Genomic DNA, 21,627 nt, shown 5'->3' on the forward strand with positions numbered 1-21,627 from the left:
CGAACGCAAGACCTTTGGAGGTCATCCGACCGCGCTCGGGGGCACGACGAGCCGCTCGAGCGCGGCGCGGATCCGATCGGGGATCGGCGTCGGCTTGCGGTTTGCCCGATCCACGAAGACGTGGACGAAATAACCCTCCGCGGCCACGAGCGCCTCGCCGCGCGGGAAGAGCCCGATCTCGTACCGCACGCTGGAGCGGCCGAGCTTGCCCACGCGGAGCCCCGCGTCGATGTCCGTCGGGAACGATACGCCGCGCAGGTACCGGCAATGCGACTCCGCGGCCACGCCGATCACGTCGCCCCGCTCGATGTCGAGCCCGCCTTCGCCGATGAGCCAGCGATTGATGACGGTGTCGAAATACGAGTAATAAACGACGTTGTTGACGTGGCCGTAGATGTCGTTGTCCATCCACCGCGTCGGAATGACCAGGAAGTGCGGGTAGCCGTCGCGCGAGGCCGGTTCGCTCATGGCGAACCCATACACGAAACGGGCGCGGAGGCGGAAGCGGAGGCGCGGGGGCAAGCGTGCCGCGGCCTCCATCGAAGCCTTCGAAGCGTTCCCGCAGAAAAACCTCAGCGTCGCGCGCTTTGTCCTTGAGTTCGGGCGCGGCCCGCCGTTAGAACCTGTGAGGTCCAATGATTTGCGCCCCTTCTCTTCCCTCGGGCATCGTGGATGCCGGCCGCGCGAGGCGGCGGGGGAGAACGCGCGCGGGCGTCGTGGTCACCGTGCTTTCGGTCCTCGTGCTCCTCGGCGTCTTTTTCGGCGTCGAGGGAGGCTGCTTTGCCGCGGTCCTCACGCGAGGGATGCACGGCGGGCGCGGGGCCGTGCCGCAGGCGGCGCAATTCGTGTCGTCGGGCGGGCGTCGCTTCGAGGCCTCGCCTCTGGCCTCGAGCGGGCTGCATCGACATCCGCCGCCGGGCGCGGTGCACGAGCGGGGAGATCACCCTTCGCAATCGTCCCTGTCGACCCGCTCCCGCGCCTCGGAAGCGAACGCCCCCGCGATCGACCCTCCCACCGGCGCGCTGCCATGGGCGTCCACCCGCATCGAAGGCGAGCGCCTCCTCGCGGAGGATCGCGCCCAAGCGCTTTCGCATCGCCGGGCAGAGGCGGGCGGGTTTCTCGAGCGCCGCACGCCGCATCCTGCCCGAGCCCCGCCGCGCCCGTCGCGGGGCTCGACCTGAGCCCAACGGCTGCGGTTTCCACCGTTGAAAGGCGCGCGACGAGCGCCACGTGAGCCCCCCGGCCCCTGCGCCGCGTGCGGCGCCGATGGTCCTCGTCGTGCTCCGCTGGCATTGGCTCGGAGTGGAACATTGCACGTGCTCGTCCAAATCGATGGTTTGACCGTCCGCTGCCCGGAGGACGAGGTGGAGCGGGTGCGCTCGCTCATCCGCGCGGTCGACAAGAGCGGCGAGGTCTCTGGGAAGGCCCTCGTCCTCTTGTTTTCGTGGCATCGGGAGCGCCATCGGACGACGCCCCTCACCACCGCGCTCGGGTGGCTCGGGGCCGAGATCGTCGAGAAAACGTAGCGCTCCCGCTTTGATTGGTGCCCGCAGGAGAACAGTGTGTCTCTCCCGCGTGCTCTGGTGCGAACGAGGGCGGACGTGCATCCTTCCTCGGTCCCACGCGAGGAGAAGAGTCGATGAGCCACGAACGAGAAGAAGGCCTCACGCGCCGCCAGGCGATCGTCGCGGGTATCGCCGGAGCGGCGACGATCGCGGCGCTCCCGGGCGCCTTGGGCGGCGCCGCCGAGCCTTCGGCGGACGAGCCCCGGAAGCCTTCGGCGGCGGGGCGTTTGCCCGTTGTGTTCCTGCCGCACGGCGGGGGGCCGTGGCCGTTCGTCGACGTCGGGATGGGCAAGGCGGAGCACGACGAGCTCGCGGGGTACCTGCGCTCGATCCGCGCGCTGCCGGCGGCGCCGCCGAAGGCGTTGCTCGTGATCTCGGCGCACTGGGAGGAGCCGGTGCCGACGGTGATGACGGCCGAGCGGCCGCCCATGTTTTACGATTATTACGGCTTCCCGCCCGCGTCGTACACGCTGCAATGGCCCGCGCCCGGCGCCCCGGCGCTCGCGGCGCGCGTGCGTGAGCTCCTCGGCGCGGCGGGGTTTGCGACGGCGGAGAACGCGAAGCGCGGCTTCGATCACGGCACGTTCGTGCCGCTCATGCTCACGTATCCGGGCGCGGACGTGCCGACGATCCAGCTCTCGCTCAAGCTCGGCCTCGACCCGGCCGAGCACCTCGCGATGGGCCGCGCGCTCGCGCCGCTGCGGGATGAGGGCGTGTTCCTCCTCGGCAGCGGCATGACGTACCACAACATGCGGGGCTTCCGGGATCCGGGCGCCGGCGAGGTCTCGGAGGCGTTCGACGCTTGGCTCCGCGAGACGATGGCGCTCGCCGCGGAGGAGCGAGATGCGCGACTCGCCGCGTGGTCGAGCGCGCCGTCCGCGCGCCTCGCGCACCCGCGGGAGGAGCACCTCTTGCCGCTGATGGTCATCGCCGGCGCGGCGGGCGCCGATCGGGGCACGACGGCGTACAATGGCGCGGTGTGGGGGAAACGTTTGTCGGCGTATCACTTCGGCTGAGGCGAAAGGCGCGGGCGGCGGGCGGCGGGCGGTTCCTTTTTTTCCGCCTCGTGCGGAGGTATCCGCGTAGGATGCCTCTCATGAAGCGTCTCTTCGTCGGCATTTCTCTTGGTGGTCTCCTCCTCGTCGGTTGCAGCGACGGCTCCAGTCCAAACACGAGCACGAGCTCGAGCTCCGGTTCGGGCTCCGGCGGCTTCGGCGGCACCGGGGGCTCCGGCGGCTTCGGCGGCACCGGGGGCGACGGCGGCCTCGGCGGTACCGGGGGCGACGGCGGTCTTGGCGGTGGCGGAGGCATGGGGGGCGGCGGCGCCGGAGGAATGGGCGGCGTGGGCGGCACCGGTGGAATGGGCGGCGTGGGCGGCGCTGGTGGCATGGGCGGCGCCGGTGGCATGGGCGGCGCCGGTGGGGCAGGGGGCATGGGCGGCGCGGGCGGCGCGCCTGCGTGCGTCGTCGATGGCGTCGTAAAGCCCCCGGAGCAGTGCGACGACGGCAACCTCGTCGACGGGGACGGCTGCGATCAGGATTGCACGTTTTCGTGCGTCAACCCCGCAACCGATTGCCCCGCGGCGCCGCCTTGCCAGCAAAGCGCGTGCATCGCGAACCATACCTGCGTCACCCTCGCCGATCCCGCGCAGAACGGCACCTCGTGTGGCCCGAACGCGATCTGCAAGGACGGCGTCTGCGCGGCCGCCGTCTGCGGCGACGGCGTCGTGCAGAACGGGGAGCAATGCGATTTCGGCGCGGCGAACGGCCCCAATGCGGGCTGCGAGGCGAACTGCACGTTCTCGTGCACCAAGGGGCCGGACTCCTGCCCCGACGCCGAGACGTGCAACGGCGTCGAGTCGTGCACGACCGTGATGAGCGGCGCGAACGTCGGGCAGAAATGCATGCCGGGCGTGCAGGTCCTCGATTGCACGGCGTGCGCCTCGGGCGTCTGCGCCTCCGGCGTGTGCAAGGCGTCTACGTGCGGCGACGGCTGCGTCGACCCCACGATGGGCGAGCAATGCGAACCGCCGAGCACCCCCCTCTGCGACGCGATGTGCAAGACCGTCCCCTCGGCCATGTGCGGCAATGCCATCCGGGAAGTCGGCGAGGACTGCGACGACGGCAACCAGGTCAACCTCGACGGCTGCGACGGGTCCTGCAAGTTTGAGCAGGATCTGCGATCGAACTACCTCGTCATGCAGTTCGGCACCGACACCTTCTGCGGGACGGTGAACCAGCTCGGCCAAGCAATCACGGCGGGCGTGGCCGGAAATCAGCTCCAGATCAACATCGATCAGGGCATCAGCGCCGGGACGACGGGCTTCCTCGCCAAGATGTTCGGCCTCGCGAGCCTCGTCGGTGTCGACGATCCCTCGGTCGAGGTCGGCGTCGTGCGCGGCACGCCCGTGGCGGGCGCGGCCTACAACGGATCGAGCGATCTCGATTGGTGGTACAACACGAACACGGCGACGCTCGACGCGTCCCGGAACCCGCTCGACAAACTCGCAGGCAACATCACCGGCGGCGTTTTGCAGGCGGGGCCGGGCTCGATGAGCCTCCCCCTCAATTTCTTCCCGGGCAACGCGACGCTCCTCCGCCTATCGAGCGCCAAGTTCCGCGTCTCCGTCAACGCGGGCTCGGTGCCGCTCGTCTCGAATGGAACGCCCCCCGGCCACCTCGCCTCCGAGCACCTGAACCCCGCGTTGCAGAGCTTCGCGAGCGTGGGGCAAAAAGACGCGACGTTCTCCGGTCTGCTCTGCGGCAACATCAGCGCGAGGTCGCTCGCGCAGGCCCCCATTCCGTCGGAGTTCCTCCCCGGCGGCCAGCTCGCGTGCACACAGGGCTACAGCGCCGCGAATTCGCTCCTCGACGTGATCACGTCCGGCTGTTCGATCAGCCCCTTTGGGTTCCCGATTGTAGCCATCAACGCGACGCAGCCGGATGAGGCCGATCCGGCCGCGCCCGTCGGCGGCGCCGGCGCGCCCTACAAGCTGACCGTGAATGCGCAGAAGGTCGTGGCGAGCTGCACCGACAAGAACAACACGGCGGTGAACGTCTCCACCTGCCTCGACGCGGCCGCATATTCGAGTTTCTTCCGCTTCGCGATGGGCCGCGTCATCCTCAAGTGAGGCGGACACCACCACCCTCGGGGGGATTGTCACGGGCATCCGTGCGTAACTGCACTGCACGACAGGTGGCCAAGATTGGGCTTGGCAGCTACCGAGCGAACGTGGTCTGTTGACACGTTATGGCCTACCGTATCGTCGGAGCTGCGATCCACGAAGGCTCGAACTCCGTCATTTTTCGCGGGCGGCGAGATGACGACCTCACGCCCGTTGTCCTCAAGCTCCCACGCGGAGACGTGTCCTCGCGGGACATCGAGCGGCTCCGGCACGAATATACGATCCTGAAGACCCTCGACGCGCCAGGGGTTGTCAAGGCCCTGGCGCTCGAGCCCTCCGAGCGCGGCGTCGCGCTCGTGCTGGAGGCGCTCCCGGGCGAGACGCTCGCCGCGCTCCTCCGCGCGCGGCGCCTCGACGTGACGACGGCGCTCAGGATTGCCTGCGGCATCGCGGGCATTCTCGGGAGCGTCCACCAGCGCGGGATCGTCCACCGCGACGTGAAGCCGCAAAATATCCTTCATCAACCGGAGACGGGGAGCCTTCACCTCCTCGATTTTGGTTTGGCCATGCGAATGTCGGAGGCGCCCGAGCGCCTCGGCGTGGAAGGTCTGGCGGGGACGCTCGCCTATCTCGCGCCCGAGCAGACGGGCCGCATGAATCGGCCGGTGGATCACCGCGCCGACCTTTATGCCTTCGGCGTCACCCTCTACCACATGCTCACCGCGGCGCTGCCCTTCACGACGACCGACCCCGTCGAGCTCGTGCACAGCCACATCGCCCGTGTCCCCGTCGCGCCGCGGGAGGTCGACGGGCGTATCCCCGAGGTCGTCTCCGCGCTGGTCATGAAGCTCCTCGCCAAGGCGCCGGAGGATCGATACCAGACCGCTCGTGGCGTCGAGCTCGACCTCGCCGCGTGCCTTCGCCAGATCGAGGCCACGGGCACTGCCTTGGTATTTCCGCTCGGCCGCCACGACAGCGCCGCGGAGCTGCATCTGCCGGAGAGGCTTTATGGTCGCGCGGACGAGGAAAGAGCTTTGCGTGACGCATTCGATCGGGCGCGCCTCGGGCCCCCGGAGCTCGTCCTCCTCGCGGGCCCGTCCGGCGTCGGCAAATCGGCGCTCGTCCAGGAGTTCCGCCGCAGCCTCCCTCGCGACGGCGCGCGCTTCATCGCCGGCAAATTCGATCTCCTGAGCCGCGGCGTCCCGTACGGCCCCGTCATTCACGCATTTCGCGATCTCGCGCAGCAGCTCCTCGGCGAGAGCGCCGCCGAGCTCGCGTCCTTGCAGGCGCGGCTGTCGCGGGCCCTCGCTGGCAAGGGTCGGCTCCTCATGGATCTCGTCCCGGAGTTCGCGACGATCCTGGGCCCGCAGCCCGCGCTCCCGGCCCTCGGGCCGACCGAGTCGCAGAATCGCATGCGCCTCGTGCTCGAGAGCTTCGTGCAGGTCTTCACGACCCCGGAGAGGCCCCTCGTCCTTTTCCTCGACGATCTTCAATGGGCCGACCCGGGCACCCTCAAGCTCCTTTGGGTCCTGCTCGCCGATCGGGAGAACCCCGGCCTCTTGATCCTCGGCGCGTACCGCGACAACGAGGTGGACGCGGCGCATCCCTTGACGGCGATCCTCGCTGCGCTGCGGAACGAGGGCGTCGCGGTGCGCGAGATCGGGCTCGGCTCGCTCGGCGTCGAGGATCTCGCGCATTTGCTCGGCGACGCGCTCGCCGTGGAACCGCTCCGCGCAAGGCCACTCGCCATGGCCGTCCAGGCGAAGACCCAGGGAAATCCGTTTTTCGTGGGCCAGTTCCTGCACGCATTGCACGAAGGCCGGCAGATTCGCTACGACGCCGAGCAGAGTGCCTGGCGCTGGGACCTCGAGGCCATCGAGGCGCGCGAGGTCACCGACAACGTCGTGGATCTGATCGTCGGAAACCTCGCGCTTCTCGGCAGCGAAACGCAGCACGTCCTCCGCCTCGCGGCGTGCATCGGGCACGGCTTCACGCTGCAAACCCTCTCCACGATCGACGAGTTATCGCCCGACCGGACCGCCGATGCGCTCTTGCCTGCGATCCGCGAGGGGCTCGTGGTGCAGGAAGCGTCCGAGCGATATCGCTTCCTGCACAACCGCGTGCAGCAGGCCGCGTATGCCATGATCGAGGAGGCCGACCGGGCCTCGACACACCTGCGCATCGGGCGGCTCCTCGTCGCAGGCATGGAGCCTGGCGCGCCGGATCGGGCCCACTTCGAGATCGCCTTCCACCTCAATCGAGGCGAGGCGCAGATGCAGGACCCTGCCGAAAGGATCTCGCTCGCCGAGCGGAACCTCGACGTCGGTCGCAAAGCCAAGGCGTCGAATGCGTACGAGGCGGCGGCCTACCATTTCCGCCTCGGGACGACCCTGCTCCCGGAATCGTCCTGGCAAGACCTCTACGCGCTCACGTTCGCCCTGCACAAGGAGCTCGCGGAGTGTGATTACCTCTGCGGCCACTTCGATCGGGCCGAGGGCTCGTTCGAGCGCCTCGTGGAACGAGCCCGGTGCAAGGCCGATCTGGCGAATGTATTCGCCCTGGAGCTTCGGCTCTACCAGGTCGCGGGCAAGTACGCCGAGGCCGTGGATGTCGGCTTTCGGGCGCTGCGACGCTTCGGCCTCGAGATCCCCGAGACCGACGAAGCCCTGCAGGCGGCGACGACGCGCGAGATGCAGGAGGTCCAGGCGCTCCTCGGCGAAAGGCCCATCGACACGCTCCTCGACGCGCCGGTGATGGACCATCCCGAGCCGATCGCGGTGATGTGCATCCTGAACGAGCTCCTGTCCTGCTCGTACATCGGACGCCCCGCGGTGTTTCCGCTCAGCGTCATGCGGGCCGTCCGCCATTCGCTCCGCCACGGCAATTCGCCCGAGTCGAGCTACGCGTATAGTTGCTACGCCGTCCTCCTCGTCACATGGGATCAAATCCCGACCGCCGTCGCGGTCTCCGAGATGGCGATGGCGTTGAACGAGCGCTTCGGCGACGCCGCGTCGCTCGGCCGCGTGCTGCACGTGCACGGCAACCACATCCATTTCTGGGTCCATCCTTACCGCACGTGTTTCCCCATCGTCGAGCGCGCGTTCGACGCCTGCCTCGCCGTCGGGGAGTTCGTCAACGCGGGCTTCATCGCCCACGCGGTGACATGGCTCGCCCTGGAGCGGGGGGATGCGCTCGACGACGTCGTCCAGTTTTCCGAGCGCTTTGCTACCTTCGCGAAGCGGAGCCGGAACGAGCTTATCCTGCTCGCCATTCGGATCACGCAGCAGTTTGCCCAGAGCCTCACGCGCGCCTGGCTCCCGGATCGTCCCCTCGACGACGATCGATTCTGCGGGGACGCCGTCCTCGCGACCTTCACGCGCGCGGGCTTCCGCACAGGCATCGCCTTCTACCACATCACCTTGCTCCTGCTGCATTACACCGTGGGGCATTACGAAGAGGCGGTGGCCTCGGCCGACCGCGCGCGCGAGGTCCTCGACGCCGTGCCGACCCTGCCCATCGAGCCGACGTTTTACCTGTACGAGGCGCTCGCCCTGCTCGCGCGTGGCCCCGTGGGGGACGCGGAGGCCGCGCGGCGGGACCAAGCGCGGATCGATACGAGCCTCCACAAACTCGCGCGGTATGCCGAATTCGGCCCCGAGAACTACGAGCACAAACATCTCCTCGTGCGCGCCGAGGCGGCGCGCGTCGCAGGGCTGCACCTCGAAGCGGACGACCTTTACGATCGGGCGATCCTCTCCGCGCGGACCCACGGGTTCACGCCGTACGAGGCGCTCGCGAACGAGCTCGCCGGCCGAGCGCTCCTCGCGCGCGGCAGGCAACTCCTCGCGCCCGTGTATCTACGCGAGGCGCACGCCGCCTACCTTCGCTGGGGCGCGACGCACAAGGCCGAGCGCCTCGTGAACGAGCACCCGCACATCGTGGCCCACGGCCTCGCACGTGTGCCGGTCGCACACGCCTCGGCCAGCACGAGCACCTCCGCGGGCCGGGGCGTGGGCGGAATGGTCGACATGGCCACGGTCCTGCGCCTCGGGCAAACCCTCGCCGGGGAAATGGAGCTGTCCAAGGTGATCGAGCAGCTCATGCACATCGTGCTGAGCAATGCAGGCGCCACGCGAGGAGCCCTGATCCTCGACCGGGAAGGCGTGCTGCGGAACGAGGCGACGATCACCCTCGGGCCCGATGTCGTCACGGTATGCGATCGTGGCCCCATGGAGGCTTGCACCGACCTGCCGATCTCGGTGATCCGATATGCGGCGCGCACCCGGGAGGTCGTGGTGCTCGGCGACGTGGCGGCTGATCCGCGCTTCGCGAAGGACAACACGTTGCGCGGCCGCGGGGCCCTGTCGATCGTATGCATCCCGCTCATGCACCGGCGCCACCTCGTCGGCTTGCTCTCGCTGGAGAATGGGCTCGTCCGCGACGCCTTCAGCCCCGATCGGGTGGAGTTTCTGGATCTGCTGTGCGCGCAGGCCGCGACCGCGCTGGAGAATGCGCTCCTCGTCGGGCGCCTCCAGGAGGCGAGCCAGGCGCTCCGGCAATCGAACGAGCGGCTCGAAGCAGAGGTCGCCGAGCGAACCCACGAGCTGCTCGAGGCCAACACGCAGCTCACGCGCGAGTTCTCGGAGCGAGAGCGCGCCGAGCAGGAGCGCAGAGCTCTTCAGGAGGAAATCATTCGCGTGCAGACCGACCTCCTCGTCGAGCTCTCCACGCCCCTGATTCCCATCACGGATGACATCCTCGTGATGCCGCTCATCGGCGCGATGGACGCGCGGCGCGCCGAGCGGGTCATGGACACGGTCCTGTCCGGTGCATCCGGGAGCGGGGCCCGGGTGGTGATCATCGATATCACGGGGATGAAGACGGTCGACGAGGCGGCCGCGTCCGCGCTGATCCGCACGGCCTCCGCGTTACGCCTGCTCGGGATGCAGGCGTGGCTGACGGGCGTGCGTCAGGAGGTGGCCCAGACGCTGATTGCCATGGGGATCGAGCTCGGAGGGATTCGCACGTTCGGGAGCTTGAAGCGAGGCGTCGCGCACGCCGCGCGCCTCGCGCGGGTCACTTCTCGTTGAACACGTACTCGTGCTGGGCGTCGCGGATGGTCAGCGTCCGCTTGGCCGCGCTGCCGACCACGAGCTCCACCCCCATCATACCCGGCACCGTCGTGACGAACGAGATCGTCCCGTCCGGGTTCTCTTTCGAGGCGACCTCGCTCTTCCACTCGCCGAAATCGAAGATCGTCGCGGCGCCCGCGCGGGACACCTTGATCTCGCCGAGCGCCGCGTTCGTGTAATGGGCCGCGAGCTTCGCGGACTCCGCGGCGTCGGCCGGGGACGTGAGCAGCTTGCGCTCGGTGGCCCTGTGCTCGAAGTACATCTTGCCCATCGTCGCGATCTCCGTGTCTGCCTCGGGGCGACCGTCGAAGAGCACTTCGAGCAGCTTGCGCTGGAAGACCGAACGAATGTACCAGCCCGGGTCGCCGTTCGTCAGCACCACGGCGCCGACCCCGTACTCGGGCAGCCACATCATGTCGCTGTGGAACCCGATCATGTCGCCGCCGTGATGCACCACCGTCACGCCCCATTTCTTGTCGACCATCAGGCCCATGCCATAGGTCGCGTCCGGACTGATGGAGACCTGGGGCGCGCGGCGCGCGAGGAGGACGTCTTTTTCAAGGTACTGTTTTCCGTCCGGCAGCTTGCCCTCGGCGAGCTCCATTTGAACGTATTTGAGCACGTCATTCACCGTGGCCCAGGCGCCGCCCGCGGGGCGCACCGGGATGACGGCGTCGTTCACCGCAGCGAGGGCCCGCGCCGGCTTGTCGTCGAGGTCCGGCGCGTGCGGCACCGCGTAATTGCCCGTCTGCGCGCGCTTGAAATCGAGCGTGGCCCCCTTCATGCCGAGTGGCTCGAACACGCGCGTGCGCATCGCCTCGTCGTAGGCTTTGCCGAGCTCGAGCTTCGGGAACGCCACGTGCCCGCCGATGAACCCTGCTGCGGCGGCCAGCGGATTCGAATACTGGAAGAGCTCGCCGAATTTGCTGGTCGGCTGCATCGTCCCGAGCGTGGCGAGCGCGCCGTCGGGCGTCAATCCCTGGAACTGCAAGATCCATTCGAGATCCTGCCGCGGCAGCCCCGTGCACGCGCAGATCAAATGTTTCACGAGCACGCGGTTCGTCGTGTCCTGATCCCCGAGCTTGAACGAAGGCAAGAGCCCCGTCGCCGCCGTCTCCCACGTGAGCTTCTTTTCCTCGACGAGCTTTGCGAGCATCAGCGTCGTCAGCGCTTTCGTGTTCGACGCGATGATGTACTTCGTGTCCGCGTCCACGGCCGGCTTCTTGCCGAGCTCGCGCACGCCGAACCCGCCGGCGAACACCACCTTGCCCCCCTGGATGAGGCCGACCGAGACGCCCGGCACGCCGAGCTTTTGCTGCGCGGTCTCGACGAACTTCCCGAGCGCGGCGATACGCGCCGGATCGAGCGTATTTGCCTTCTTGCCCGCGAACGACTCGCGCGCCTGCCCCTTGGGGAGCAGGCGCCCATAAATCTGCGAGACCTGCGCGCCGCGTTTGTCGCCGACGGCGTCCTCCATGTCGTAGATCACGACGGTCCACGTGTCGTTCGCGAACCGGGTCATCACGCTGACGCCGCGCTTCTCGTTGGGCGAGGTCTGGTAGTCGTAGATGCGAACGCGCGTCCAGCCGTCCTTGTCGGGGGCGTCGATCGTCGGCCTGAGCGGCCATTTCACCTCGGCGCCATAAGCGGCCCACGCGAGCGCGACGGCGGCGTCCGCGTCCTTCGCCTGCACGTCGACGAGCACGATCCGGGAGCCCGCCTCGGGGGCTTCGAGGATCGTGGCTTTTCCCTTCACGGTCATCGTCCAGCCGCCCGGCGCGATGAACGAGTTTCCGGCCACCGTGGTTTTCGGCGTATCCGCGGCGAGCCGCTCGCCCGCGACGGCCTGCGGGGCCGGGGTTTCGGGCGCAGGCGCGGCCGAGGCGGCGGGCGCGGACGAAGGGGCCGGCTCCGCGGGCGGCGTCGGGATCGTGGGCTCGGGGGAAGACGCACACGCGGCGAGCGTGACGAGCGCAAAGGCGGGTAGGAACGAACGCATGGCGCGCAACCTACACGCGCGTGCTGGGCGGGGAAAGTCCTATTCTCCGCGCGTCTCGGGCAACGCGTATTCGAGCAAGATTGCGCCGCCCGCCTCGGTGAAGAACAACGTCTTCAGATCGATCAGGCTCCGCGTGGGCTGCGCTCCGGCCTCCGTCGTGACGCCATAGGTGCGCACGAGTTCGGCGCCGAGATCCTGCACGAGCGCGCCGACGTTGAAATCGTAGGCGACGGGCGTCACGAGGTAATCGAACGCCTCGAAGTAGCGGAGCATGTCCTTGCCCGATTGCACGAACATGTAATTGCCGCCCCGGCTGTTCGAGATCGCGTGGATCACCGACTGGTGGAAGTTTTCCCCGAGCCCGAGGGCGGTCAGGCCGATGCGCCGGCCGGCCTGCTCGGTCACGAGCCGCTGGAGCGAGGCGGTATCCGTCACGCCCGTGTTGAGCCCCGCGTCCGAGATGAGGAGCACGCGGTGCTCGTAGCCCGCCAGGCGGTCCACGTTTTCTCCGACGAGCTTGAATCCATCACGCAGGCCGGCTTCCAGGTTCGTCGAGCCGCGCGTCTGGAGCGCCTTCACCTTCGCGATGAGCACTTGCTTGTCGCGCACGGGCGCCGGCCGGACGAGGATCTCGCTGTTCGTATCGAACAGGACGATCGACAGCATATCGGCCTCGTCGAGCTCGTGGATGGTCTGCACGAGCGCGTCCTTGGCCCATTCGAGCCGCGACTTTTCGGTGGCGTCCGTGGCGCTCATCGAGCCGCTGACGTCGAGCACGACCGCGAGGTTCAGCGGATCACGCTGGAAGGCCTCGGCCGTCATCGAAGAGCTCATGCCGAGCTGCACGTAGAGCCTGCGCTTCTCGGAATCGACGGCGACGGCCGGATCGACACAAACGAGGGCGTGGCAAGCCGCGGCGCCCGTGAGCGGCAGGGAAAACTCGCGCAAGAACCCCTCGACGGTGAGCACGTCGGCCTTGGGCACGCTTCCATCCCCCACGATCTTTCGGAAATACCCGTACCCCTGCGCGCCGCCGCCGCCCAGGGCGAGCCCACCCCCAGGCGCCGCCGCGCGCGCCAACACCCGCACCCCGTGCCACGGGAGCGGGGTCGGAGGCGAATACCCGCCCACAGGGGGCTCCGCCTTCTGCATGTTCGCCGCAAGCCTGCGCATGAGTTCCAGGACTTCCGTGACGTCCTGATCCGCGCGGAGACGCGGATTCGCCAGGATCCGGGCGTCCAGGGTCTGGATTTCGGTGCGCAACGCGGAAGCGACGGCCCGGCGGGGAGCCGCGCAAACCGGGAAGATGCTTCGCTCGCGGGGGCGAACGGGCTCGGTGCAGGCTTCCTGATATCGACCGAGGAAATCCACGAGGGTCTGCGCGGTCTGCGCCAGGAAAATCGTCTTTTCGATGCCGGGATCGGTCGCGGTGAGCCCGGGGGCGCCGAGCGCCGGAATATCGAGGGAGCGGGATCCGGACTCGGTGCGTGCATTGTCTGCGCGCTCGTAACGCCAGGAGACGTCGACACGCGGCGCGGCGAGGGCGGGGCGCGCAAAAAGGATGAGCGTGGCGAGGAGCAAGAGGATTTGCATGGAAACCTCCTTCCCGGGCCGAGCCCGGGCGCGGGGAGGAAGCAAGAGGGACGCCCGCGGGGAATGAGAACGGAGGCGGATTCCAGCAGGAAGCCTTTGCCTGAAGAATCGATCCCGCGCGGCGACGGCTCAAGCGAGCGCGCTGCGGACGTTCGAGGTCCCGTGGGCGGCCCGGCGCGCGGGGCTCAATGCGAGGACGCCGCGAGGATCTCGAGCGCGCGCGCCAGGATCGTGTCCTCGCCCGGCGCGTCGTGGCCGACGAGATCGACGCGTTCGGGCGGGAGCCAGCGGTGCCGCGGGGTGCCATCGATGTGAAAGAGCCGCTCGACCGGGATCGCAAAACGAATTCCGCTTTGGTTCAGGGTGGACGACGTGATGGCGCCCTTGAGCCCCGCCATGGCCGTGCCGACCACCACGCCGCGCCGCATCCCATCGACGCCGATGGCCATGCCCTCGCCCATGCTCCCCGTCCAGTGATCGACGAGCACGACGAGCGGTTTTTCGTACGTGAAGGGGCCGCGGGGGAGCACGTATTGGACCCACACCCGGCTCCGCCCCTGCCAGCCGACGCCCGGCAATTCGTGTTTCTGGTAGGGCAGGGGCTCCCGCACGAAGCGCCCGAGCAATGCCTCCGCGATGGCGGAGTTTCCGCCGCTCGGGGTGTCGCGCAAGTCCAGCACGAGCGCGCGGCAATCGGCGAGCGCGGCGAGCGCGGCGTCGAATGCAGGGACGAGCGCGTCGTCGCCGAGGGAATTGTGGATCCGGAGATACCCGACGCCGCCCGCGAGCCTTCGCTCTTCGAGCGGCCCGTCGCCGGACGGGACTTCGGGGGCGGCGAGGTCGATATCACGCGGACCTTCGGCGGTCACGATACGAAGCCGGCGCCGTTCGTCATGGCGTCCGGCCAGAAGGCTACGCAGCGCCCATCCCTGCGCCGCGGGATCGACGCTTGCCGTCGTCCCCAGCCGCTCCGCCATGGCCCGCGCGACGGGGACGCCGCCGATCGCAAGGACCTCCTGGCCCGCCCGCAGGCCCGCCCGCGCCGCAGCGCTGCCCGGCCGGACCTGCGTGACGATCACGCGTGTTCCATCGAGCTCGGCCCACAGATCCGCGCCGCTCGGCACGAGGCGATACGAATGCTTCGTATTGGTGCCGAGGTGCGCGTGGGCGTCATGCAGCTCATCGAGCACGACCTCGAAGAGGGCGACCTGCTCCGCTTTGGTGCGGACCTCGGCGGCGCGCGCGGCGTGCCGCCGGCGCACGGTGTCCCAGTCGATCGATTGCTCCGCAAAATAGCCGTAGTTCTCGCCGATCTCCTTCACGAGCTGATCGACGTCCGCCGCGACCCCACGCGGCGCCGAGGCGCAACCGGAGAGCGCCGCGAGGAGGGCGATGGCGAATGGGCCGGCAACACCGCGCATACCGGCGCGAACCTAGCCGAGCGTCCGTCCCCCTGCAACGGACCCTGGGGAAACCACCGCTCGGGAGCACGTTTTCGCTGCGCGATAGATGGACCCCGACCCATACCTCTGGGGAGGAAGCGAGGCCGGGGGGCGCCGGCGCATGCGGTGGGTTCGCGGAGAGGTCGGGTTTTCTCTTGTCGACCTGTACGAGGTATGCGATTCGTGGATCGCCTTTGGTGATGGCCTTCCGACGTTCCAACGGTCGTGTTATGGATCCTCCGCTGGACCCTTCCTTCACGCAGTCGAGATGCGCATTCTATCCCTCAGTGACCTCGCGACCGCCGATCCGAGCACGGGCCCGCAGGCGATTGTGTTCCCCTTCGATTGCGCGCGCGCGAGCGGACCAGGGGACCCGGCGATGCTTGTGGGTCCTGCGGCGATGGATCTCTTCGTGCTCGCCTTGTTGACGCTCGTTCGACGTTTTGGAGAGCCCGACGTGCCGACCGTCAGAGGTCCCCCGCCCTCGATGTCGACCGCGCCGGACCTGTGCAGCGCGGCGTGGGACTTCGACTACCACCGTGTGGTTTTGCGCGTCGTCCCGGATCCGGCAGGATCCGGATCGTTCACGGTACAATTCTTTCGCGTCTGACAGAACGCGGGCAGAGCTGAGGGGGTGCCGTGCGCCTCCGGGGGGACGCGCCTTCGCATATCCCGTTGCTTCGTGGCAACACGGTCTTGCCACCGGCCCGTTGGAAGAACTGCGCGTTGCGCAGTTCTTCCACCTTCGGTCCAGGCCGTGCCTGGTCCGGGTCGAGGGGCGGACAGCCCCCGCGGGGTCCGGGGCAGCGCCCCGGCGCGACGCCCCTTGCCGCGTCCTTCCGCGGCAGGCTGGGCCAGCCCGTGGTATCCTCACGGCCATGAGCTTGCTTCGACCATGGTCAAACCCTCGCATTCGGCAGCTTGGGCGCCTCGCTCTGCTGCCGATCATCATCTTTGCCGGCTCGTGCTACCAGGCGCCGAGCTGCAACCTGAATTTCGACAACTGCCACGGGGACGGCGAGTGCGGGCCGGGGTTCATCTGTGCCCAGGAGACGTTTTCGATTGGCCTCGCGTGTATCGCTGCGACCGAGTGCCAGAGCAACACGGATTGCCCGGGCGGGGCGATTTGCATCCAGCGCGCGACGATGCCCCCCGACAACCCCTTCGGGGCCGAATCGCCTGGCAAGAAGGTCTGTAACTGCGGCTCGTTCTGCAACGGCGGCGTCGGAGGCTTCGGCGGCACGGGAGGCTTCGGGGGCGCCGGAGGGGAAGGCGGTGTCGGAGGCGAAGGCGGGATCGGAGGCGCGGGCGGCAGCGGGGGCGCTGGTGGAATCGGGGGCGCGGGCGGAATCGGGGGCGTCGGTGGCGTCGGTGGAATGGGAGGTGGGAATTGAAGCGCGTTCTTTTCGTGGCGCTCGGCCTCGTGATGCTGAGCTTGGGTTGTCAGAACACGGTCGAGGACGTCTGCGAGGACCTCGGGCAATGCCCCGACGTGGTCCCGGACCGTTGCCTCTCCGATGGCCGTGCGCTTCAGTCGGCGGCGGAGTCCCGCGGCTGTGATGATCCGTTCGAGGACTACATCGATTGCGTGGCGGGCGCGACTTGCTCGTGGGGGCAGTCCTGCGCGTCCCAGCGCTCCGCCCTGGAGGCTTGCGCCGGCTCCTTCCCGTAGCCGTCAGAGCGCTTTGGGCGCGAGCACGCGGCAGAGCTTGGCGACCTGATCCCGCCGCTCGGGCTTCGCCGCCTTGATCGTGCAATGCAGCCAGTCCTTGCCGATCGGATAGGCGTACTCCGCCACGTAAAAGCTCTGGATGTCGGTCTTGTACGAGCCCTCGCGCGCCACGGAGCCGTCGGGGTTCTTCTCGTCCTTGTCGAGCTTGACGTCCTTGGAGCCGGGGGGCGCGATATCGCCCATCGGCGCGACGGGCGTCACGGCGAGCAGCGTCCCGTCGAACTTCGCGTTTTTGCCCTTCTCGACAACGTAAAAACCCCCTGCGCTCGCATCCGCGATCGTCATGTTCCCCGGGATCGCGACCTCGCACTTCGCCTCCGGCACCTGCACGCGGACGAGGGCCTCTTCGCCTTTGCCACACCCCGTGAGGGCAGCGGCGACGACGAACATGGATGCGGCGGCATGGATCGAGCTCTTCATGGAGGTAGTGGTTCCTTTCCCTGATCGGGCGTGACGCGGCGGCCTCGTAGCAGACCCCCACGAGCAAGGGAACAGGAATTTTGCGGTCCAGGTGCGACGCGCCGCCGCTGCGCTACGGCTCGCCATCCCAGTAATCGACCGACGCCTCCTTGCGCTGCACCACACGGAATGCCCCGGGCTTCGCCTCGGCCTTCGCGAGGTACTTGCCCGAATCGGGGTACTCGCAGATCTCGGGGTACTCCATCGTGCTGAGCGACAGGTATTTGAGCGGCGCTTTCGAGGTATTGAGGATCTGGTGCGGGTATTCGGGGCCCGGCGGGATGAAGATCACGTCGCCGGCCACGATCGGCAAATGCTCGCCCGCCACGCGCAGCGTGCCTTCCCCTTCGAGGACGATGAACATCTCCTCCTGCGTGTAGTGGTAATGGTAGGGACAGCCGCGGCCGCCCGGCGGCATGATGTCGATCGAGGCGCCGAGCTTCTTCGCCGCCGTGCCCGGGGCGAGGGCGGCAAACGAGGTGTCGTAGAGCGGCTCGCGCTGGAAACGCTCGAGGGGCGCCGTGTTGAAGTTGCGAATCAGGCGCTGTCGCAGGTCCGTGGCTTGAACACTCATGGCAGCGCCGAGGCTAGCACGCCGCGGCCTCACCAATAAGCAAACGCCCCCCGGAAGAGCCCCCGCAGCACGTCCTCGTCCACTGCGCACGGCGCATTCGACACGAGCCGCGCCTGCACGATCGTCCCGGCCGCAAGCGCGTCCACGTCCGTCTCCCCATATCCCACCCCGGAGAGCCCATTCGGCACGCCGGCGGCCCGCATCATCCCGCCGAGGTGCGTCGCCAGCACCTCGCCCGCGTTCTCCAGGCCCGCGCCGCGTACGTCCGCGCCGAGCCGCGCCGCCGCGTCGAGGTGCCGCGCCGGGCTCGTCTTCGCGAGCGCGCGGAACACCGCCGGCGCATTCACCACGACGGACACCCCGTGCGGCACGAGCGGCTCGCCCTCGGGATACCCCGGCATCATGAACGAGCGGCACAGGCCCGAGACCGCGTACGACATCGCATGCGGCAAATGCACGCCCGCATTGCCGAACGCGATGCCCGCGAGCGTCGCGGCCCACGCCATTCCCTCGCGCGCCTCCTCGTCCTCCGGATCGGAGACGGCGCGGAGCAAATACCGGCCCGCGAGCTCCAGCGCGCTCTTGCAGCCCATGTCGCTCCACGGGTTCGCCCCCTGGCTCATCGGCCGCTTGCTCGCTTCCGGCGCCCGCGGCCGCGTCGAATAAGGCCGCGCCGTGTACGATTCGAGCGCGTGCGTGACGACGTCGAACCCGCTCGCCGCGACCACGCTCTTCGGCATCGTCCGCGTGGCCAAAGGATCCACGATCGCCCGGGTCGGGCGGAGCCTCCGCGAGGCAATGCCCGTCTTCGCCTTGCGGCCCGTGTCGTCGAAGACCGCGATGCCCGTGCATTCGGCGCCCGTGCCCGTCGTCGTCGGGCAAGCGATGTGCGGGGGCAGGGGACCCGGGACCTCGCGGCCCTCGCCGATCGGGCGGTTCACGTACGCATAAAAATCGGCCGGGTACGTGGCATACAGCAAGGCGGCCTTGCACGTATCGATGACCGAGCCGCCGCCGACCGAGACGTACCCGTCGAAGCGGCCCTCCGCGGCGAACCGCGTGGCCTCGGCGAACGAACGATCCGTCGGCTCGACGTGCACCTCATCGTACACCACGACGTCCACGCCCGCGCGCCCGAGCGAGCGCCGCGCAGCGTCGACGGGCGCGAGCTGTGCGAGCCGCGCATCCGTGAAGAGCGCGACGCGACGCAGGCCGAGCGCCGCGGCCTCCTCGCCGACCTCCGCGAGCGCGCCCGGGCCGAACGTGACGGCCGACGCGTCCATCGAGAAGGCCGCGTCGCCGCCCTCGATCAGCGCATACCCGAGGCAATACCCCATCGCCTCAGATCCATTTCTCGCGGCGGTACCATTCGAGCGCGAGGCGCACGCCCTCCTGGACCCCGACCTTCGAGCGCCAGCCTGTCGCCTCGCGCAGCGCGTCGCTCTTGCACGTCCACGCCTCCTGCGCGCCCATCTTCGCCTTCTGCCGGTTGAAGAGGCGTGGCTTCTTGTCGAACCGCGTCGCGATCTCGCCGCCGAACGCCGCCACGTCGACCAGCATCTCGGGCAGGTCCATGGTGAGCACGCGCCGGCCGCTCGCCTCGACGATCGCCCCCTGGAACCGCTCCCAGGTGACGGGCTCGTTGTCGCACACGAAAAACGCGCGGCCCTTCGCGCCGTCGTGCGAGGCCGCGACGAGCGTCGCCGTGACGAGGTCGTCGACGTAGATGCCCGAGAACCAGCGCTTCTTGTTGCCGAAGAAGACGTTCCGGCCGCGCTCGACCTCGCGGAACAGGTTGAAGTAGTCGACGTCGCCGGGGCCGTACACGCCGCCCGGCCGCAGGACCGTCCAGGGGATCACGTCGCCGGCGCGCTCGACCACACGCTCGGCTTCGAGCTTGCTTTGCCCGTAGAACTCGATGGGGCGCGCCGTGTCCGTCTCGACGTGCGGGCGCGCGGCGCTCGAAGGGCCGTAACTCGCGAGCGAGCTGACGAGGACGAAGCGGCGCACCTCGGGGTGCTTCTTGCGCAGCGCTTCGAGCAGGTTCTCCGTGGGCATCACGTTCGCGCGCTGGAAATCGGCGTATGCGACGCCCTTCGTCGCGCCCGCGACGTGCAGCACGTAGTCCGGCTTCTCCTCGCCGATCAAGCGCTCGAGGCCCGCGCGATCGTCGTACTCGACCTCGACCGAGCGCCCCTGCTTCGCGGGCGGCGAGCCGCGCCGCCGCAAGGAGACGACGTCCACGCCGCGCGCGGCGAGCGCGCCTTGCAGGCGCCCGCCGATGAAACCACTCGCGCCCGTGAGGAGGACTTTTCCGGTTGAAATTCCGAGCTCTTCCACGTCGCCGCTTTGCCTCAACTGGCGCGGGGCGGCAAGAGCCGATCAGAGGGGCGCGAGCGTCTGGAGGATCTTGAAGGCCTCCTCGCACACCACGTCGGTCTGGCAGCGCGCCGTGACGTGCAGATACCCGACGTTGCCTTCGTCGCTGCCGAAGCCCCCGAAGCCCGGGAGGCAAAACGGAGGGCAGGTGGCCTCCTTCTCGTCGAATGCCACGATGAAGCCTCGCGTGACGTCCGGGCCGGCCATCGCGAGATCGAGCCCCTCCATCCACTTCGCGACCGCGCCGTAGCGCCCGATTCGAATGGGCGTCGTCGGCCCGTCGAGCGCGACGCCATATCCATCGAGGAGGAAGGTCACGTTGAAATCGAACCGATGAAGCGTGAGGATCGCGCCCGGGCCACACTGGAGGCCGTTGCGGAGCGTGGTGTCGACGTCGGGCGGCGCGAAGAACGTGAACTGCCGCGCGAAGGTTTTCCGGACCCACGCCTCGGGCACGCCGCTCGGCGGGCGCTCGACGCAGTGGCCCTTCCGGCACATCGAGGAGGGCTGCACGCTGCACACCTCGTAGCTCGATACGCACTTTGCTTCGAGCCACTCGCGCGCGATGCGATCCGCCTCCTCGGTCGAGGCGTGGCGATTCTCGAACCGGAAGCAGCCGTCGAGGTCGTACCATTGCTCGCCGCGCAACGTGGTGCGGCAGTCGTTGTCGTGCGTGCAGGTGGAGGCGCGATCCATCGCGATCGTGTACTGATCCGCGAACTCCTTGCAGTACGCGGGAGGCCCGCGCTGCGCCGCGGCCTTTTTCCGCGCCACAGCCTCGGCCGCGGCCTCGGCCTCGGCCCGCGCCGCGAGCACGTGCACGTCGTACGTGGCCTTCCCGACGCCGAGCGCTGCTCCAAACGCCGCCGCCTGCAAGGCATACGGCGCGATCTTTCGCAGGCGCCACCGCGAGAACGCCGTCCGCATCACGCCCGACACCACGGGCACCCCTGCGAACGCGATTCGTAGGACCTCGGACGATCGATCCGTCGAGGCCGGCGCCTCCAGCGTCCACGGCGCGCCGCCCTCGCGATACCCCGCGGCTCCGGAGGCCTGCTCCGCCCGCACGATCTTGCCCGCGACGACGACCCGATCTCCGTGCGCGACCGATCGCATGCGGAGCGGCCCGGCGGGGAGGGGATCATGATCTCCGCACGCCGCGCGAATCCGCGCCGCTGCCTCCTCGGAGAGCACGTCGAGCGCGCCGTCCCGCGCCTCGCGGGAGCCCGCCACGACCTGCGTTTTCCCGCGTAGCTCCACCGTCCCATCCCGCATCACGAGGCGGAGCCGGGGCGCGCGTGCATTCGCCGCGCAAAACGGACCCGCGGCCGTGGCGGCCGCGGCGGCCGCGCCGTCCTCGAACCGGGCCCCCGGTTCACCGACGACCTCGAGCACACCTTCGAGCGTGACCTTCGTCTCCGGATCGAGCCCCGCGAGCGCGGCCCGCGCCTTGCCGAGCGCGCGCCGCGCCGCCCGCGCCTCGCGCCGGGCCGACAACGTGGTCCCGAGCGCCCAGGCGCCCATTCCCACGACGAACGCAGCCGCGCCGCCGAGGGCCCCGACGATCGCCGCCGTCTCGGGGCGCTGAAAGGGAGTCTCGGTGAACATCGCAGGAGGCGTGAGGCTAC

At 69.0% G+C, this 21,627-nt stretch carries 17 protein-coding genes; 8 read left to right on the plus strand and 9 right to left on the minus strand.

The window, feature by feature from the left end:
* Positions 1-21 precede the first annotated feature (21 nt).
* Positions 22-468: an acyl-CoA thioesterase gene (locus E8A74_RS39625; protein ID WP_136934309.1), complete on the minus strand. Its 447-nt coding sequence runs from the start codon at positions 466-468 to the stop codon at positions 22-24.
* Between the two features lie 248 nt (positions 469-716).
* On the opposite strand from E8A74_RS39625, the gene E8A74_RS39630 reads away from it, so the two are divergent.
* The 5 genes from E8A74_RS39630 to E8A74_RS39650 all read left to right on the plus strand — a co-directional run bounded on the left by E8A74_RS39630 (position 717) and on the right by E8A74_RS39650 (position 9,779).
* Entirely contained in the window at positions 717-1,181 is a 465-nt protein-coding gene (locus E8A74_RS39630; RefSeq protein WP_136934310.1) for a hypothetical protein, read from the plus strand.
* A gap of 129 nt (positions 1,182-1,310) precedes the next feature.
* Complete coding sequence (locus E8A74_RS39635; RefSeq protein WP_136934311.1) at positions 1,311-1,526, plus strand: hypothetical protein; 216 nt, start codon at positions 1,311-1,313, stop codon at positions 1,524-1,526.
* A 113-nt stretch (positions 1,527-1,639) separates the two neighbouring features.
* Entirely contained in the window at positions 1,640-2,581 is a 942-nt protein-coding gene (locus E8A74_RS39640) for a DODA-type extradiol aromatic ring-opening family dioxygenase (RefSeq protein ID WP_136934312.1), read from the plus strand.
* An 80-nt stretch (positions 2,582-2,661) separates the two neighbouring features.
* Positions 2,662-4,695, plus strand: a complete 2,034-nt coding sequence (locus E8A74_RS39645) for a DUF4215 domain-containing protein (protein ID WP_211365560.1) — start codon at positions 2,662-2,664, stop codon at positions 4,693-4,695.
* A 119-nt stretch (positions 4,696-4,814) separates the two neighbouring features.
* The gene (locus E8A74_RS39650) at positions 4,815-9,779 is read left to right on the plus strand and encodes an AAA family ATPase (protein ID WP_136934314.1); all 4,965 of its coding nucleotides are present in this window, start codon (positions 4,815-4,817) and stop codon (positions 9,777-9,779) included.
* Here E8A74_RS39650 and E8A74_RS39655 read toward each other — a convergent pair.
* The 3 genes from E8A74_RS39655 to E8A74_RS39665 form a co-directional block, all read right to left on the minus strand.
* Positions 9,766-11,820: a serine hydrolase domain-containing protein gene (locus E8A74_RS39655; protein WP_136934315.1), complete on the minus strand. Its 2,055-nt coding sequence runs from the start codon at positions 11,818-11,820 to the stop codon at positions 9,766-9,768. The two genes, E8A74_RS39650 and E8A74_RS39655, sit on opposite strands and share 14 nt — an antisense overlap.
* 39 nt (positions 11,821-11,859) lie before the next feature.
* Positions 11,860-13,413: a vWA domain-containing protein gene (locus tag E8A74_RS39660; RefSeq protein WP_136934316.1), complete on the minus strand. Its 1,554-nt coding sequence runs from the start codon at positions 13,411-13,413 to the stop codon at positions 11,860-11,862.
* 185 nt (positions 13,414-13,598) lie between these two features.
* Positions 13,599-14,834, minus strand: a complete 1,236-nt coding sequence (locus tag E8A74_RS39665) for a S41 family peptidase (protein ID WP_136934317.1) — start codon at positions 14,832-14,834, stop codon at positions 13,599-13,601.
* Between the two features lie 289 nt (positions 14,835-15,123).
* Here E8A74_RS39665 and E8A74_RS39670 point away from each other — a divergent pair, with 289 nt between their 5' ends.
* The 3 genes from E8A74_RS39670 (at position 15,124) to E8A74_RS39680 (ending at position 16,527) form a co-directional block, all read left to right on the plus strand.
* Entirely contained in the window at positions 15,124-15,465 is a 342-nt protein-coding gene (locus tag E8A74_RS39670; protein WP_136934318.1) for a hypothetical protein, read from the plus strand.
* A 268-nt stretch (positions 15,466-15,733) separates the two neighbouring features.
* Positions 15,734-16,249, plus strand: coding sequence for a hypothetical protein (locus tag E8A74_RS54300; protein ID WP_211365561.1), 516 nt, complete (start codon positions 15,734-15,736; stop codon positions 16,247-16,249).
* The gene (locus E8A74_RS39680) at positions 16,246-16,527 is read left to right on the plus strand and encodes a hypothetical protein (protein WP_136934319.1); all 282 of its coding nucleotides are present in this window, start codon (positions 16,246-16,248) and stop codon (positions 16,525-16,527) included. Before E8A74_RS54300 ends, E8A74_RS39680 begins: the two co-directional genes overlap by 4 nt.
* Before the next feature lie 3 nt (positions 16,528-16,530).
* On the opposite strand, the gene E8A74_RS39685 is transcribed toward E8A74_RS39680, so the two are convergent.
* The 5 genes from E8A74_RS39685 to E8A74_RS39705 form a co-directional block, all read right to left on the minus strand.
* Complete coding sequence (locus tag E8A74_RS39685) at positions 16,531-17,007, minus strand: hypothetical protein (RefSeq protein WP_136934320.1); 477 nt, start codon at positions 17,005-17,007, stop codon at positions 16,531-16,533.
* Between the two features lie 112 nt (positions 17,008-17,119).
* A complete protein-coding gene (locus E8A74_RS39690; RefSeq protein ID WP_136934321.1) occupies positions 17,120-17,620 on the minus strand; it encodes a cupin domain-containing protein in 501 nt (166 codons plus the stop codon).
* Between the two features lie 29 nt (positions 17,621-17,649).
* The gene (locus E8A74_RS39695; protein ID WP_136934322.1) at positions 17,650-18,957 is read right to left on the minus strand and encodes a hydroxyacid-oxoacid transhydrogenase; all 1,308 of its coding nucleotides are present in this window, start codon (positions 18,955-18,957) and stop codon (positions 17,650-17,652) included.
* Positions 18,958-18,961: 4 nt separating this feature from the next.
* Positions 18,962-19,960 carry an NAD-dependent epimerase/dehydratase family protein gene (locus E8A74_RS39700; RefSeq protein ID WP_170229718.1) on the minus strand — a complete coding sequence of 333 codons (999 nt, stop codon included), beginning with the start codon at positions 19,958-19,960 and terminating at the stop codon, positions 18,962-18,964.
* Between the two features lie 42 nt (positions 19,961-20,002).
* Entirely contained in the window at positions 20,003-21,607 is a 1,605-nt protein-coding gene (locus tag E8A74_RS39705) for a hypothetical protein (protein ID WP_136934324.1), read from the minus strand.
* Positions 21,608-21,627: the final 20 nt, after the last annotated feature.

Origin of the sequence: Polyangium fumosum, assembly GCF_005144585.1 — a bacterium.
GTDB classification, from domain to species: Bacteria; Myxococcota_A; Polyangia; order Polyangiales; family Polyangiaceae; genus Polyangium; species Polyangium fumosum.